Below are 16,596 nucleotides of genomic sequence, written 5' to 3'. Positions count from 1 at the left end.
CGCGCTGCGCAATCAGGCTGCCGGTGCTTCGGTGCGGCTCTTGGCTGCGTCTTCCTTTTGCACTGCCTTCAGGATCGGGGAAGGACCGGTTTCGGCCTTCTTCATCTTGACGGTCAGGTGGCGCAGGACAGCATCGTTGAACTTGAAGCCGGTTTCGATTTCGGCCAGCGTTTCGCTGTCGACTTCGATGTTCAGGCAGACGTAGTGTGCCTTGGCCAGCTTCTGGATCTGGTAGGCCAGTTGACGACGGCCCCAATCTTCGACACGGTGAACCTTGCCGCCGCGGGTGGTGACGATGCCCTTGTAACGCTCGATCATCGCAGGCACTTGCTCGCTTTGGTCCGGGTGGACGATAAATACGATTTCATAATGACGCATGTAGACTCCTTTTGGACTATTGACAAAACGCCCACCCCGGCGTCAAGACGAGTGTGGGAAGAGGAAAGCCGGCAATCATACAAGATATCTGGCCAAACAGCAATCCTGGCAAGGATTTGGCGAGGCTTGGCGGCGACAAGTTGGCTTGCGGTGCCCGACAATGGGTGGATCCTCCCACTGATTTTCATTCTGTTTATATATAAGGGGCGATATCCGTTGCATCGCCACATGTTGCCGTTGACACAAAGATGGTAACTGTATAAAAATACAGACTGTTGATAAAAACAGCATTTCCCCACAGAAAGGCACCTTACATGCTCAAGCTTACCGCGCGCCAGGAACAGATCCTCAATCTGATCAAGAATGCCATTGAAAATACCGGCTTCCCCCCGACGCGCGCCGAGATTGCCTCTGAACTGGGATTTCGCTCCGCCAACGCTGCCGAAGAGCATTTGCAGGCACTGGCCCGCAAGGGCGCCATTGAAATCTCCCCCGGCACTTCGCGCGGCATCCGGCTGCGGGAATCGGGGGCAGTCGCCGGCCTGCCAGGCAGCCGCCAGATGGCACTCCCCCACCCCGCCCTGATGCAATTGAGCCTACCGCTGGTCGGCCGTGTCGCAGCCGGCTCCCCCATTCTCGCGCAAGAGCATGTGGAAAAAACCTACCAGGTAGATCCAGCGCTGTTTTCCGGCAAACCCGACTACCTCCTGAAAGTACGCGGCATGTCCATGCGCGACGCAGGCATCCTCGATGGCGATTTGTTGGCAGTCAAAAAAGCCGATCAGGCGCGCAATGGCCAGATTGTTGTTGCCCGCCTGGCAGACGACGTCACCGTCAAGCGCTACCAGAAATCCGGCGCCACGATTACCCTGCTGCCAGAAAATCCAGACTTCAAACCCATCGTCATTCACCAGGATGAGCAAGACTTCGCGCTCGAAGGGCTCGCAGTAGGGTTGCTGCGTAGCTGGTAAGTTGCTCGCCCCTGCGCCCCCTCCATCGCGCTACCACTTCGTTTTGCATGCCACGTCGGCGCGGCAAAACGAAGTTTGAGTCTGAGCAAAAACGCCCTGTTTCGCTTTCTGTTCGCACTTTCATCCAGCCGCGTAGCCACATATCATGCCTAGCTGTCGCATTCCCCCTTCGTCTTCGCGAACGGTACTGATCCATATAGCAAGGAAATTTGATGTCTACGCGCAAGGGCAAATCAAAAGCATCTCCCCCACCATCGAAATACCAGTTGCAAGATCTGCTTGACGTTCGCGCCAGCCTTGATCTGCTTGAATCGCGCAAGCTTGCCGAAGCCCGGCAAAAGTGCGATGCGGTGCTCAAGCGCGCCCCCAATCTGATCTTCGCCCACAATGCCCGTGGATTGATTGCCGTACAGGAATACGATTATGCGCTGGGCGAAAAATGGCTGAGGAAAGCCATGGACGGAGATCCGAATAACGCGGAATACGCCACCAGCCTGGCAAATTGCGTCCTCAGGCAGGATCGCGTCGATGAAGCGATCAAGCTTTTCGAACGCGCCATCGCCTGCGACCATGACAACCGCGATGCCCGCATCGGCCTGGCCAACGCCCTGCATGAAAAGAACGATCCCGAGGCGACGATTGCCTATTTTGAAGACGCAGTAGCGCGCGAGCCCGGCGCGCCGGGCCCGCTAAGCCACCTGGGACGGGCCCTGATTGACGCCAAACGCTTGAACGAAGCAGTATCGACGATCATGAAGTCGCTCGAGCTGCAGATCAGCTTCGCCCCCGCCCATACCGCGCTGGGTGAGGCCTTCTATGCCATGAACATGTACAAGGAAGCCATTGAGTCGCACAAGACCTCCTTGCTGCTGGACTCAACGGACACCTATGCGCATTACAAGATCGCTGACACCTACCTGAAGCTCGATGAGATCGACAAGGCGCATGAGCATTACCGGCGCGTCATCGAACTGATACCCAACGATGCCAACAGTTATGCCAAATTGGCCGTCAGCCTGGCAAACGCACAGGATCGCGTCGACGAGGCGCTGGCCTTGTTCAACAAGGCGCTCGAACTCGATCCGTGCCACGCCCTGACTTACAACAACATCGGCGCCATCATGCACGACCATGGCCGCCGCGAAGAAGCCATCCCCTATTTCAGAAAGGCGCTGGAACTCAAGCCGAATTACTCGACCGCCATGCACAACCTGGCGCTGAGCCAGCTGCTGCAAGGCAACCTGAAAGAAGGCTGGGCAAACCATGAAAGCCGCCTGGTCACACGCGAACGGGCTGAGGTCTATCGCGTGGTCCACAAGTTGTTCAAGATCATCCCCAAATGGGATGGCCTCTCCCCGCTCAAGGGCAAGCGCATCTTCCTGATGCACGAACAAGGCTTTGGCGACAGCATCCAGTTCCTGCGCTATGCCAAGCTGGTCCTGGATCTGGGGGCAGAGGTTGCTGTACACGTCAAAAATCCCCTGTATCGCCTGTTCCAGAGCTATTCACCGGACATCATGCTGGTTCGCGAGAGCGACCCGATACCCCGCTGCGATTACGCCTACATGCTGATGAGCCTGCCTCATGCATTAGGCACCGATACCATTGACGACATTCCCGTCCTTCCCTCCTATTTGTCGGCCGAAACGGACAACAAGGCAATCTGGCAAGACAAGATCGAAAAACTGTCCAAGCCGGGAAATCTGCGTGTCGGTTTTGTCTGGGGCGGCAACCCGGAGCACGGCAACGACCGCCGCCGCTCCATCCCGCTGGCCAAGCTGCTGCCACTGTTCAATCTTCCTGGCATCGACTATTTTTCGCTACAAAAAGGCAAACCCACCGAGGACCTGAAAAACCTGCAACCCGGCCTCCCTGTCTTCAACCTGGGCGACGAATGCACGGATTTTGCCGATACGGCGGCGGTGATCGCCAATCTCGATGTCGTCATCAGCGTCGACACATCGGTCGTGCACTTGGCGGGCGCACTCGGCGGCCCCGCTTGGGTAATGCTGCCGCATACGCCAGACTGGCGCTGGCTGCTCGATCGTGACGACTGCGTGTGGTATCCGAACACTCGACTATTCCGCCAACCGGAAGAAGGCAACTGGGAAGCCGTCATTGACAAAATGGCAATCGAACTTACTTCCATGCGCAATCGCTAAAAACCACTGGCGTGCAAAACGAGAGTTGGATCAATATTTTTGCCCCTCTCCCCCCTAAAAAACGAGGCTTTACCCCCTTGATTGGTCCATTTCAGGGTGCTCACAAAACACCCTGAAAATGCAAATCAGGCAACAAAAAAGCACTCGCCCCTCCTCTTGGCTCAGATTTTTTGCAATCGAATCTTCCCGCTGCGCAATTAAGCCTAAAGTTTTGGACGAAGACGCCGAAAAGGGATTTGCTTGGTTACTTTTTAAGCACGCAGTTTTGGTTCGGAAAGCCCTGAAAAGATTTTTTGCGAATAGCCCTAAACTTTTTCCAAGGCTAACCGATAACGCATACAACAGAGGTTGAAACGCCTGGGACTCATGGGTAGAAGACCAAAGTTAAGCACTGAAACTCGGATCATCGGTCTCAAATCTTAGGAGAATTAGCATGGCATCAATCATCAATACCAATATTCCGTCGCTCAATACGCAACGCAATCTGAGTGCGTCGCAAGCGTCGCTGAATACCTCCATCCAACGCCTGTCCTCCGGCCTGCGCGTCAACAGCGCCAAGGACGATGCCGCCGGCCTGGCAATTGCCGACCGCATGAATGCCCAGATCAAGGGCTTGGCAGTTGCACAACGTAACGCCAACGACGGTATCTCGATGGCGCAAACCGCTGAAGGTGCTCTGTCGACCGTGACCGACAACCTGCAGCGTATGCGCGAGCTGGCTGTTCAAGCAGCCAACGGCACCAACGGCGCTCAGGACCGCAAGACCCTGAACGACGAATACACGCAACTGTCGCAAGAAGTCTTCCGCGTACTGAACGGCACCTCCTTCAACGGCCAGAACCTGTTCACCGGCGTGGGCCAAGGTGCTTCGGCTGGTGTCGGTTCCGATTCCAACAGCGTTTCGTCTTCGCTGACCCTGTCGTTCCAAGTCGGCGCCAACGTCGTTGACAACAAGCTGAACGACCAGATCACCATCACTCTGGACGACCTGTCGAACAACGGCACCATCTCCAGCGTGATCGGCACCAGCGCCAAGGGCCTGATCGGTCTGGGCGACACTACCGGCGTCAGCACTGCCCAAGCCACCTATACCTCGGCCAAGGCTGCTCTGGACAACCTGTTCGCCACTGGTTCGACACTGACCGCTGACGCACTGGCCTCCTCGGCTGTGACCCTGCAAGCTTCCATCGACAGCGCCAAGCTGAGCCTGGATGCAGCAGTTGCCGCCCCGAGCGCGCAAAGCGATGCGCAAAACGCGATCAAGAACCTGGACAAGGCCATCAACCTGGTTTCGTCCAAGCGCGCGGAATTCGGTGCTGTGCAGAACCGCTTCACCGCGGTCATCAGCAACTTGCAAGTGTCGAGCGAGAACATCACCGCGTCGCGCAGCCGTATCATGGATACCGACTACGCTGCGGAAACGTCGAACTTGAGCCGTGCGCAGATCCTGCAACAAGCTGGTACCGCAATGCTGTCGCAAGCGAACTCCTCGCCACAGTCGGTTCTCTCGCTGTTGAAATAAGCTTGAGAGCTAGGTAGGATGACGTGCGGAGGATAGACAATATTCTCCGCACGTTCCTTTAAGGAAGGGAGTAACACCATGTCGATTGCCCCACTTAATATAACAGCTGCAGGTGACTCCGGTACCGCATACGCGCTGCCGCAGACTGCCGCAAAGCCAGATCCAGTGGTATCGACCGTTGCACCGGCTGCGACTCCGGAAGCCCGCCGTGCAGTTGAAAGCGACGTTAATGATGCTGTTAGCAAGTTGAATGATTTCGCTGCCGCCAACGCATCGGCCTTGAACTTCTCGAAAGATCAGGATACCGGCAAAACGATTATCAAGGTTGTCGATACGGCTACCGATACCGTCATTCGCCAGATTCCCAGTGAAGAAGCGATTGCGATTGCAAAATCGATTGATAAGATGCAAGGCTTGCTGATCAACCACAAGGTTTGAGTCTGGTACGAACTGCAGTGACATGAAAGAGCCGTGCGCCAATGTGGTCCGCATTGCGCATGTTTGTTTCGTGCACCACAGTTCATAACGGATTCGAGTATTTATTTTGCACAGCGTCAACTTATTGCACCGACGCCGTACTTGAGAGCCAACAATCGTCACTCTTGACTGCGCCGTAGCCTGCATGATGCCGTGCGCAACGCATAGATTCAGGAGTGAACAATGGCGACTTCCACCGGTACCATCTCCACCTCGGCGGGTCCTCTTGATGTTTCCACGCTAGTCAGCCAGCTGATGTCAGCGGAAAGCCAGTCCCAACTGACACCGCTGACGACCCAAGCCAGCAGCTACAACACTCTTATCTCCGCTTACGGCAACCTCAAGAGTGCGTTGTCGTCGTATCAAAGCGCCATTAAAGCACTGACCGCCGCCAGCTTCAGCTCGCAAAAAAGCAGCGTCAGCAATGCCGGCACTGGTACCAGCCTCACCACCGATCCATTCACCGCCGACATCAATACCGACGCGTCGACCAAAATCCTCGCGCAGAAAATCCAATCCGACGGAGTTTCCAGCGGTACAACATTCAATGCCGGCGACTCGATCGCCATCAAGGTCGGCACGAACTCGCCCACCTTTGTCACGCTCCAGGCCAATGCAACCCTGAGCGGCGTACGCGATGCAATCAATGCCTCCAAAGCAGGCGTGACCGCGTCCATCGTTACCGACGGCAACGGCGATCACTTGGTGCTGGAATCAAACACCGGCGGCACAGCCAATACCATCAAGGTCACGTCCAACAACACTCTGTCCCGTTTTGCCTACGACCCGTCCAGCTCGACTCCGAGTGCGATGGCCCAGATTCAGGCGCCGCGCGATGCATCCCAGGCAGCCTCGGGCAGCTACAATGTGTCCGTCTCCCAACTGGCGCAGACGCAAAAGCTGAGTTCGGCCGGATTCGCTCCCGGTACTACGTTCGATAAGGGCCTGCTGGCGATCAAGACGGGTACCGGCTCGACCACGATCATCAAGCCGACCACCAACACCCTGCAGGGCGTGCGCGATGCCATCAACGCCAGCGACGCCGGCGTCAGTGCCACCATCGTCAGCGACGGCACCAACGACCACTTGGTCATCACGGCCAAGAACAGCGGCGCCGCCAACACCATCAAGATCACCGGCACCGACAATTACGCTGCCTTCTCGTTCGACCCAAGCGGCACGCTCTCCTCGCCCAATGTGACGCCGGGCCAGCCATACAGCCTCACCAACGGCACCCTAAGCCTGAAGGTCGGCGACACGACCACTGCCATCACCCTCAATGACGCCAACAACGACGGTTCGATCAGCCTGAGCGAAGTGATGGCCTCGATCAATGCCGCCGGCGCCAACGTCACGGCCAGCATCAGCAACGACGGCAGCAACGACCACCTGGTGCTGACCCCGACTGGCTCGGCGGCGACCAGCGCCGTCTCGCTGACCGGCACCGGCGACTACACCGGCCTCACCATGAGCGGCATGGGCCAATTGCTCAAAGCACAAGACGCCAAGCTGTCGATTGACGGCGTGACCGTCACCAGCGCCAGCAACCAGGTCGAAAACGTTATTTCCGGCGTCACACTGAATCTGGCCAAGGTCACGACTTCAGCCGATAACTTCACCCTGAATATTTCGAACGACACTTCCGGCGTCACTACGGCGGCCAACAGCTTCGTTTCTGCGTACAACACGCTGGCCAAGGCAATCACCAGCATGACCCAGCAAACCCCTTCGACCACCCTGGGGGAATCCACGACATCCTCGCCGCTGGCCAGCGAATCGTCGGTGCAAAACATCATGACCCAGTTGCGCAGCACGCTCTTCAGTTCGGTGGACGGCGGCAACGGCATCAGCACCCTGTCCGATATTGGCATTTCCTTCCAAAAAGACGGCACACTTGCTCTTGACGCAACAAAGCTGTCAACTGCGGCAACCAATAATTTTGCCGGAATTGCCAACCTCTTCAACGCCACAGACCCGGACACGACCAACACCACCTCATCCAAAAATGGTATTGTCACCAAGCTGCAATCCCTCTTGGACGGCATCCTGAGCGACAGCGGTATCATCGCGAGCAAAACCAACGGTCTGCAAGCCAGTTTGAAAATCAATCAGGATCGCCAGACAGCGGTGCAAACCCGCTTGTCGAACCTGAAGGATTCCTACACCAACCAGTTCAACCAGCTCAACATTACCCTGGCCAGCATGGCGTCGACGCAAAGTTACCTGACCCAGCAACTGGCAAACCTGCCCAAGGCAAGCTGACACAGCGAACATAGGAGAACATGATGTTCGGAAGCATGAAACGCGGAGCAAATGCCTACGCAAATATCGGCATGGAAACCGGTGTACTTGCCGCCAGCCCGCACAAGCTCATTACCATGCTGTTCGATGGCGCATTGGTGGCCATTGCGCTGGCAAAGAAGTACATGGCAGAAGGCGATATCAAGAACAAGGGCGAGTCCATCACCAAAGCTATCCTGATCATCGACAATGGCCTGCGCGCCAGCCTCAACAAGGATGTCGGAGGCGACCTGGCGTTGAACCTGGATGCGTTGTACGAATACATGAGCCGCCGCCTGTTCGAAGCCAATGCAAGCAACAACCCGGCCATCCTGACTGAGATCCACGGACTGCTCGACGACATCCGTTCAGCCTGGGAACAAATCGGGCCGAATGCGGCTGAAAATGCTGCACCGAAAATGCCGGTCGCGCATGACGCCGGCCATCCCCAAAACAGCTATGCGAAAGCGTGAATATGAACGGTGACCACGTCATCGCCATCTATGAGTCGGTCGCCAAATTGACCGACGAGATGCGGTCTGCCGCGCATGCCGGCGACTGGGAACTGCTGACCTCGCTGGAAACCCAGTGCGGCAAGCATATTGCGGCCCTCAAGAACTTTGAGGATAACGTTTCCCTTTCTGAGCAGCACCGTAACCGCAAAGTCGATATCATCCGGAAAATCCTGGAGGATGACCGAGATATCCGCAACTTGACGGAACCGGGCCTGCGCCGTTTGTCGGCGCTTATTCAAAGCAACCAGACCGAACAAAAACTGCTCAACACCTACGGCATAGGTAACTGATCATGTTACCGCGGGCCGATATCGCCAGCGCCGTCCAGCCTGTCAACGCCGCCGTAGCCACGACCGCAATCGTTTCGGTCGCAGATACCAAGCAGGAAGCCTTCAGCCGCCTCGCGCAGATCGCCATCGGGCAGCAGATGGCCGGGCGCATCCTTTCCAATTTCAATGACGGAACCTACCTGGTTCGCATTGCCAATACGGCAGCGCGCATGGTGCTGCCACCCAGTTCGCGCACGGGCGACGCGCTGATACTGACGCTTGTCTCCAAGGATCCCCGCCCTACCTTCGCCATCAAGGAAGGCAGCCTGCATGCCGACGAAGAAAGTGCCGCGGTTTCGCTTAGCACTGCCGGACGCGCCATGCAGAAAGATCTGCGATCGCTTCAGGCAGTCACCCGCGAAGGGGCTGGCCAAGTCGCCGAAAATGAAGAGGTTCCGCTAGATGCAGGTGCCAAAGGCGGCCGGCAAGCGCAATCCAACGCCCCTGCCAGCAGCACTACCACCCTCAGCAATGCCGGCAAACTGATCGACAGCTTGCTGCAGGCCTCCCAGCAAGGCAGCGTCGCCAACCACGTGTCTTCCCCTGCCGCACTGGTATCGCAGGCCGGGGCTCCGGCCAGCCAGCTCGCAGCGGCGCTGCACGATGCCATCTCCTACAGCGGCGTATTTTACGAATCCCATGTCTCGGCCTGGGCTGAAGGGAAGCTGCCGGCAGAAGAACTGATGAAGGAACCACAGGCCTTGGTTGCCCGCCAGAATTCCGGCGACATCAATCTGCTGAACCAGAACGACCCGGCACAAAGCCAGTTGGGCCAAATCATCAACCTGCAGCTCAACGCGCTGGAGCAGCAGCGTGTCGTCTGGCATGGCGAAGTCTGGCCAGGCCAGCACATGGAATGGGAAATCAGCCAGGAACAGCAGGACGGCAACGCCCAGCAACAGGATGATGAAGCCGCGCCTCCTGCCTGGCATAGCCTGGTGCGCTTCAACTTCGAGCACCTAGGCGGCGTATCCGCGTCGATCCGGTTGATCGGCCAGCAGATCCACGTGCAGGTCAAGACAGACAATGAAAAAACCGCCGCCGCGCTGCGCAACAACAGCGCCATGTTCGCCGATGCCATGTCGGCCGCCGGTACGTCCCTGGACTCGCTGATCGTCAAGCAAGATGGAGAAGCCTAATATCCCCCTGCAGAACGCGGTTGCGCTCGCCTATAACGCCAGCCAGGCGGCCCCTACGGTCGTCGCCAAAGGCAGCGGATTGGTGGCGGAGGCCATCATCGCCCGTGCCCGCGAAAGCGGCGTCTATGTCCACGAATCGAAAGAACTGGTTTCATTGCTGATGCAAGTCGAACTGGACCAGCAGATCCCCCCCGCGTTATATCGTACCGTCGCTGAATTACTGGCCTGGCTATATCGTATTGAAAATATGCAATTAAGCGGACCGGTGATGTATGATACAGGGTCAATCCACACTAAAAATACCTCAGGGGAAAGCGATCCTATTCGCTGAATTCGGACGTACAAGACGCACAGATGGCCAACAACGACGAGATCGATGACGACAGCCCATACCGGGTTCATTCACGGAGGGAGATCATTTCTCTCCTCAACAACATGCTGGAGAAAAACCAGCTGCTGAGCCTGCTGATCAAAGGTGGTGACGAGTCCATCATCACCTCGATACTGGAAATCGACGAAGCCGCCAATGCCCTGATCATCGATGCCGCCCCCAGTGCGTCGCTCAACGAAAATATCGTTACCAGCAACCGCATCGGCTTCGAGGCACTGTACAACAACATCCGCATCACGTTTACCGCCGACAAAGCCTATAAGGTCGAATACCAAAACCGGCCGGCCCTGAAAGTCGGTATTCCGGCCAGCTTGGTGCGCCTGCAGCGCCGCGAATACTTCCGTATCGCCACGCCGATCGCCAAACCGCTGCGCTGCACCTTCCGCATCACACAACCGGATGGCTCCTTCATCACCATCATCACCCTGCTCAACAATATCAGCGGGGGCGGCGTAGGCATTACGGATGAAAAAAAGATCCTGCCGACCACCACTGGCGTGATCTACGAAGACTGCCAGCTGGAGTTGGCCGACAATACTCTCGTTTCGGTCAAACTGCAGATTCGCGACTGCAAGGAATTCAAGATGGCTACCGGCAAGACGGTCAACCGCTTCGGTTGTGAATTCATCAATCTCTCGCGTGCGGTTGAAGCCGCAGTCCAACGTTTCATCACCAAGCTGGAACGCGAACAAAACGCGAAAGCCTCCGGCATGCTCTAAGCAAAACGTGCTGCCGAATAAAAAAAGCCCGCATCTGCGGGCTTTTTTTATTGCAATCACAGCAACAATCTCATTTTCCGAGAAAATAACCGCGCATTACCATCTGCTGCAATATCAACAATCTGTTAAACCTGCATCGTCATGATGTCGCGGTAAGCCGAAACCAGCTTGTTGCGAACCTGGATACTGGTCTGGAAAGAAATACTGGCCTTCTGCGATGCAATCATGACATCGGAAAGGTTGATGTTATCGTCCCCCAACGCAAACGCCTGAGACATTTTGGCTGCCTGCTGCTGCGAATCGTTAACCTGATTGATCGCACCTTTGAGCACATCGGAGAAATCCACGCGCGGCGCGGCTTTCTCGGCTTTGGAAGAAGGCTCCACCGGCGCCACGGCACCCTGCGCACGGGCCGCAGCCGCTTTCAGTTGCGCGACCATTGCCTCAATCCTGCTGGTATCAATTACACTCTCAACTGCCATATCCCACCTCGCGGTTTCAGTCTTCGTCATTGCTTTGGGTACGCTACCCGCAATGCCGCCCTCTATACCAGAACCTTAACATCATTGCATTTACAACTCGCAATAATAAGCGGGGAATTTGCCATTCTGTTCGGCCGATCAAATTCCCTCGCTCAACGGACAATCCACACTAAGCAAAAATCCTATTCAAGGGCAAATAAGCAGTGAACAAAGTCATTATCAACCTGGCAACCGAGGGTGCGCCAGAGGGGAAATCATGGCGGTAGCAGCCGATGGTACGATGACCAACGACGCAAACTCCCCTGCAGACGAGAACGGTACTGCGGGAAGTGCCGCGTCCGATCAGATGACCGCCAACCAGAATGGCGTGCTGGGTTATGCGCGCTCGCAACAAGGCAGGCGAGTGCTGCTGATTGTCGCCGCAGCGGCCACCATCGCCCTGATGATCGGTATCTGGATGTGGAGCCAAAAGGTCGAGTACCGGGTTCTGTTCTCCAACTTCAATGACCGCGATGGCGGCTCCATCGTAGCCTCTCTGCAGCAGATGAACGTGCCCTACAAGTACTCGGAAGGCGGCACGGCCATCCTCGTTCCCGAGAACATGGTGCATGACGCACGCCTGAAACTGGCGGCGCAAGGCTTGCCCAAGGGCGGCAACGTCGGCTTCGAGCTGATGGAAAACCAGAAGCTCGGCATTTCCCAGTTCCTTGAACAAGTCAACTTCCAGCGCGCGCTTGAGGGCGAACTGGCGCGCTCGGTGCAATCGCTGTCGTCGGTGCAAACCGCCCGTGTGCACCTGGCCCTGCCCAAAGCCTCGGTATTCGTGCGCGACCAGCAAAAACCGACTGCATCCGTCGTACTGAGCCTCTATCCCGGCCGCTTCCTGGATGGCCAGCAAGTCAGCGCCATCGTCCACCTGGTGGCCAGCAGCGTGCCTGAGCTCTCGCCCAAGGCCGTCACCATCGTCGACCAAAACGGCAACCTGCTCTCCGACACCACCAAGCAAACCCAGACCAATACCCTGGATCCGACCCAGCTGAAATACGTCCAGGACCTGCAGCAAGACATCGTCAAACGCGTCGAATCGATCATCGCTCCTATCGTCGGCAATGGCAACGTGCGTGCCGAGGCGACCGCGGATGTCGACTTCTCGCGCACCGAGCAAGCCGCTGAAACCTACAAGCCCAACCAGACGCAAGACACTGCCGCAGTTCGCAGCAAGCAAAGCAGCGAAGCGTCCAACTCGTCCACCGGCACCTCCGGCGTTCCAGGCGCGCTGACCAACCAGCCCCCTGCCCCGGCTACCGCCCAGATCGTCAACCCGGTACCGCCGGGCCAGGCAGGTGCAGCCGGAACGCCTAACGGCGCAGCCCCAGCCCCCACGGCAAGCGGCAATTCGCGCAAGGACGAAACGGTCAACTACGAAGTCGACAAGACCGTCCGTTATACGCAGCAGCCCATGGGTGGCGTACGCCGCCTGACGGTAGCCGTGGTGGTGAACTACAAGCGCACCATCGACAACACCGGCAAGATCGTCATGCGTCCGCTGACCGAAGCCGAACGCAACCAGATCAGCGACCTGGTCAAGGAAGCGATGGGCTACAGCAAGGATCGCGGCGACTCGCTCAACGTGGTCAATACCCAGTTCAGCACCGATCTCGAGCCGGAGCTGCCGCTGTGGAAGCAGCCGAACATGATCGAGCTGGCCAAGGAGATCGGCAAGTACGTGCTGCTGGCCGCCGTGCTGCTGTACCTCTACTTCGGCGTGCTGCGCCCGATCATCTGGAAACTGTCCGGCCGCGAAGAGCGCGAACGCCTGGCCAAGGAAAAGGCCGAGGCCGAAGCCGCTGCGGCGGCCGCCGCAGTCGCCGCCGGCTTCGATCCGGACGATCCGGACGCCATCGTCAGCCTGTCCGGCAGCGACGCCGAAATCGATGAGCGCGCCCAGTACAAGGCCAACCTCGAAATCGCCAAGCAGTGGGCCAAGAACGATCCCAAACTGGTGGCAAGCATCATTAAGGCATGGGTGAATAATGAGTAACGACGGCGTTCAAAAAGGTGCCATCCTGATGTTGGCACTGGGCGAGGACGAGGCCGCCGAGGTCATGAAATATCTCGGCCCGCGCGAAGTCCAAAAGCTCGGCGCTGCCATGTCGGCCCTCAAAAACGTCAGCTTTGAAGAAATCAATGTCGTGCTGGAAGCGTTCGTGGCCGAAACCGGCCAGGCCTCCTCGCTCGGCCTGGATTCGGACGAATACATCCGCAGCGTGCTTACCAAGGCGCTGGGCGACGACAAGGCAACCTCCCTGCTCAACCGTATCCTGGGCGGGCGCGATGCCAGCGGCATCGAAAGCCTCAAGTGGATGGACGCGCAGTCGGTGGCCGAACTCATCCGCAACGAACACCCGCAGATCATCGCCACCATCCTGGTTCACCTGGAGCGCGACCATGCCTGCGGCATCATCAACAATTTCACGGAACGTCTGCGCAACGACGTGATCCTTCGTATTGCAACCCTGGACGGCGTGCAGCCGGCGGCGTTGCGGGAGTTGAACGACGTTCTGACCAAGCTGCTGACCGGCAACGAAAGCCTGAAGAAACAGCAGATGGGCGGTATCCGCACCGCGGCCGAGATCCTGAACTTCATGTCCGGCGAGAATGAAACCTCGGTCATGAACAACCTGCGTTCCTACGACGAGGACATGGCGCAGAAGATCATGGACGAGATGTTCGTCTTCGAGAACATCATCGACATCGACGGCCGCGGCATCCAGCTGCTGCTGCGCGAAGTCCAGTCCGAATCGCTCATCGTCGCGCTCAAGGGCGCCTCGCAGGGCCTGCGCGACAAGATTTTCGCCAACATGTCGCAGCGCGCTGCTGAAATGATGAGGGAAGACCTGGAGTCCAAGGGACCGGTCCGGCTGTCCGAAGTCGATGCGCAGCAAAAGGCGATCCTGCAGATCGTGCGCCGCCTGGCCGACGAAGGACAGATCGTGCTGGGCGCCAAGGGCGAAGATGCCTTCATCTGATGCTGTCTGGTTGGAGTTAATGTAGAGCCATGCGAGCGAAGATCATTCCCAAAGAAGAAATGACGCCTTACCAGCGATGGGAGCTGGCGTCTTTCAACGAGCCGGAACCTGAGCCGGAGCCCGAGCCGCAGGCCTACGAGGATCCGCTCGACGAAGAGCCGCCTCCGCCGCCGCAATTGACTGCCGAGCAGCTTGACGCCATCCGCGAAGCTGCCCGCCAGGAGGGCTTCGCCGAAGGCCACCAGCACGGCCTGGAAGCGGGCCGTGCCGAGGGCTACATGGCCGGACTGCAACAAGGCCAGAAAGAAATCAACGAAGCCATCCAGCACTTCCGCCAGATCGCCGTCAACTTCGGCACCGAAGTCGCGCAATGCAGCGAAACCATGGCGCCGGAGCTGCTCGATCTCGCACTGGACTTGTCCAAGGCGATGCTGAAAACCGCGCTCAACGCGCGTCCGGAACTGGTTCTTCCCACCGTCAGCGCAGCCATTCATTCGCTGCCGGTTTTGCAATTGCCGGCCACGCTCACGCTCAACCCCGAGGATGCCGCGCTGGTGCGTGAACACATGGGCGATGAGCTTGCCAAGCACCATTGGAAGATCGAAGAAGATGCACAGATCGAACGCGGCGGCTGCCGCGTCGAGACCCGCAGCAACCAGATCGACGCCACCACGCAGACGCGCTGGAAACGCCTCGCAGAATCGCTCTCCAAGCAACTTGACTGGCTGGACTGACGCCATGCCGTCCGTCCGCCCGGCCCGATTCGACCGCCTGCAAGGGAGCGCCACATGAACTCCCCGATGCCCTCCCACAGCAGCCTGTGGCAAGCCTACCTGCATAACTGCCGCAGCCTGATCGACATGACCGAAGCCACCCAGACCGCCGGGCGCATCACGCGCGTCGCCGGCCTGGTGATGGAAGCGGTCGGCCTGAAACTGCCGGTCGGCAGCCCCTGCAACGTCCCCTTGCCCAACGGCACCATGATCGAAGCCGAAGTGGTCGGCTTCCAGGACGATCGCCTGTTCCTGATGCCGCAAAGCGATGTCGAAGGCATCGTGCCGGGGACCCGCGTGTTCCCCGTCGAGCCGGTCAAGCCGCCGCCGCGCACCGGCCCCATCAGCTTTACGCCGCGCCGCGTCGACGAGCACAGCCGCCGCCTGCCGGTCGGCGACGAATTGCTCGGACGCGTACTCGACGGCGCCGGCCGCCCGCTCGACAACCTTGGCCCCCTGCACACCGAACGCTCGGCGCCGCTGGCCGTGCGCGCCGCCAACCCGCTCAACCGCGCCCCCATCCGCGACATCCTCGATACCGGCGTACGCGCCATCAACACGATGCTCACTGTCGGCCGGGGCCAGCGCATGGGCCTGTTTGCAGGCTCGGGCGTGGGCAAGAGCGTCTTGCTGGGGATGATGGCGCGCTACACCAGCGCCGATGTGATCGTGGTCGGGCTGATCGGCGAACGCGGCCGCGAAGTAAAGGAATTCATCGAGCAGATCCTTGGACCTGAAGGCCTGGCGCGATCGGTGGTCGTGGCCGCGCCGGCCGATACCCCGCCGCTGATGCGCCTGCAAGGCGCCGCCTATTGCACCGCGATTGCCGAATATTTCCGCGACCAGGGCAAGGATGTGCTGCTGATCATGGATTCGCTCACGCGCTACGCCATGGCCCAGCGCGAAATCGCCTTGGCCATCGGTGAACCGCCTGCCACCAAGGGCTACCCTCCTTCGGTGTTCGCCAAACTGCCGGCCCTGGTCGAGCGCGCCGGCAACGGCGAAGAAGGCGGCGGCTCCATCACTGCCTTCTACACCGTGCTGACCGAAGGCGACGACCAGCAGGACCCGATTGCCGACGCTGCGCGCGCGATCCTGGACGGACACATTGTGCTCAACCGGCAACTGGCCGAAGCCGGGCATTACCCTGCCATCGACATTGAACAATCGATCAGCCGGGCCATGCATAGCATCACCGACGAAGATCACCAGCGCCGCACGCGCCACCTGAAGCAACTGTACTCCCGCTACCAGCGCAACCGCGACCTCATCAGCGTGGGCGCTTATGCGGCAGGCAGCGACCCCGTCCTGGACGAAGCCATTGCATTATTGCCAAGAATTGAGGCGTTTTTGCAGCAGGGAATTCAGGAGCGTGCCGATGTATCAGAGAGCTTGAGGCAACTTACCGCTCTATTCGGTTGATTGAGCG

Annotated in this window: 16 protein-coding genes; 14 read left to right on the top strand and 2 right to left on the bottom strand. The window is 58.4% G+C overall.

What is annotated here, in order from left to right; genetic code table 11:
* Positions 1-12 precede the first annotated feature (12 nt).
* A complete protein-coding gene (rpsF, locus tag AKL28_RS02605; RefSeq protein ID WP_006462645.1) occupies positions 13-378 on the bottom strand; it encodes a 30S ribosomal protein S6 in 366 nt (121 codons plus the stop codon).
* Between the two features lie 314 nt (positions 379-692).
* Between rpsF and lexA the strand changes: the two genes are divergently transcribed.
* The 10 genes from lexA (at position 693) to AKL28_RS02555 (ending at position 10,883) form a co-directional block, all read left to right on the top strand.
* A complete protein-coding gene (lexA, locus tag AKL28_RS02600) occupies positions 693-1,349 on the top strand; it encodes a transcriptional repressor LexA (RefSeq protein ID WP_050466490.1) in 657 nt (218 codons plus the stop codon).
* A gap of 212 nt (positions 1,350-1,561) precedes the next feature.
* Positions 1,562-3,511 (top strand): tetratricopeptide repeat protein, encoded by a 1,950-nt coding sequence (locus AKL28_RS02595; protein ID WP_050466489.1) that lies wholly within the window; start codon positions 1,562-1,564, stop codon positions 3,509-3,511.
* Positions 3,512-3,944: 433 nt separating this feature from the next.
* Positions 3,945-5,033, top strand: coding sequence for a flagellin N-terminal helical domain-containing protein (locus AKL28_RS02590; RefSeq protein WP_050466488.1), 1,089 nt, complete (start codon positions 3,945-3,947; stop codon positions 5,031-5,033).
* A 78-nt stretch (positions 5,034-5,111) separates the two neighbouring features.
* Positions 5,112-5,471, top strand: a complete 360-nt coding sequence (locus AKL28_RS02585; RefSeq protein WP_050466487.1) for a flagellar protein FlaG — start codon at positions 5,112-5,114, stop codon at positions 5,469-5,471.
* A 222-nt stretch (positions 5,472-5,693) separates the two neighbouring features.
* The gene (fliD, locus tag AKL28_RS02580) at positions 5,694-7,772 is read left to right on the top strand and encodes a flagellar filament capping protein FliD (RefSeq protein WP_050466486.1); all 2,079 of its coding nucleotides are present in this window, start codon (positions 5,694-5,696) and stop codon (positions 7,770-7,772) included.
* A gap of 23 nt (positions 7,773-7,795) precedes the next feature.
* On the top strand, positions 7,796-8,263 hold the full coding sequence (gene fliS / locus AKL28_RS02575) for a flagellar export chaperone FliS (RefSeq protein ID WP_050466485.1): 468 nt from the start codon (positions 7,796-7,798) through the stop codon (positions 8,261-8,263).
* A 2-nt stretch (positions 8,264-8,265) separates the two neighbouring features.
* Positions 8,266-8,595, top strand: coding sequence for a flagellar protein FliT (locus AKL28_RS02570; protein WP_050466484.1), 330 nt, complete (start codon positions 8,266-8,268; stop codon positions 8,593-8,595).
* A gap of 2 nt (positions 8,596-8,597) precedes the next feature.
* On the top strand, positions 8,598-9,773 hold the full coding sequence (gene fliK, locus AKL28_RS02565; protein ID WP_050466483.1) for a flagellar hook-length control protein FliK: 1,176 nt from the start codon (positions 8,598-8,600) through the stop codon (positions 9,771-9,773).
* A complete protein-coding gene (locus AKL28_RS02560) occupies positions 9,760-10,104 on the top strand; it encodes an EscU/YscU/HrcU family type III secretion system export apparatus switch protein (protein WP_050466482.1) in 345 nt (114 codons plus the stop codon). The genes fliK and AKL28_RS02560 overlap by 14 nt, the downstream gene beginning before the upstream one ends.
* A 23-nt stretch (positions 10,105-10,127) precedes the next feature.
* Complete coding sequence (locus AKL28_RS02555; protein WP_050466481.1) at positions 10,128-10,883, top strand: flagellar brake protein; 756 nt, start codon at positions 10,128-10,130, stop codon at positions 10,881-10,883.
* A gap of 125 nt (positions 10,884-11,008) precedes the next feature.
* Here the strand turns inward: AKL28_RS02555 and fliE are convergent, their stop codons facing one another.
* Complete coding sequence (gene fliE / locus AKL28_RS02550) at positions 11,009-11,365, bottom strand: flagellar hook-basal body complex protein FliE (RefSeq protein ID WP_050466579.1); 357 nt, start codon at positions 11,363-11,365, stop codon at positions 11,009-11,011.
* Between the two features lie 346 nt (positions 11,366-11,711).
* Between fliE and fliF the strand changes: the two genes are divergently transcribed.
* From fliF to fliI, 4 genes are read left to right on the top strand one after another with little or no spacing between them, the layout of a single operon-like run.
* The gene (gene fliF, locus AKL28_RS02545; protein ID WP_414735680.1) at positions 11,712-13,406 is read left to right on the top strand and encodes a flagellar basal-body MS-ring/collar protein FliF; all 1,695 of its coding nucleotides are present in this window, start codon (positions 11,712-11,714) and stop codon (positions 13,404-13,406) included.
* Positions 13,399-14,394, top strand: coding sequence for a flagellar motor switch protein FliG (gene fliG / locus AKL28_RS02540; RefSeq protein WP_050466479.1), 996 nt, complete (start codon positions 13,399-13,401; stop codon positions 14,392-14,394). The genes fliF and fliG overlap by 8 nt, the downstream gene beginning before the upstream one ends.
* 29 nt (positions 14,395-14,423) lie before the next feature.
* Complete coding sequence (gene fliH / locus AKL28_RS02535; RefSeq protein WP_050466478.1) at positions 14,424-15,128, top strand: flagellar assembly protein FliH; 705 nt, start codon at positions 14,424-14,426, stop codon at positions 15,126-15,128.
* Between the two features lie 54 nt (positions 15,129-15,182).
* Positions 15,183-16,589: a flagellar protein export ATPase FliI gene (gene fliI, locus AKL28_RS02530; RefSeq protein ID WP_050466477.1), complete on the top strand. Its 1,407-nt coding sequence runs from the start codon at positions 15,183-15,185 to the stop codon at positions 16,587-16,589.
* Positions 16,590-16,596 lie beyond the last annotated feature (7 nt).

The organism is Herbaspirillum chlorophenolicum, from assembly GCF_001189955.1.
GTDB lineage: Bacteria > Pseudomonadota > Gammaproteobacteria > Burkholderiales > Burkholderiaceae_D > Herbaspirillum > Herbaspirillum chlorophenolicum.
The sequence above is the reverse complement of the archived record's forward strand: the minus strand, read 5'-3'. Positions and strand labels throughout refer to the sequence as shown.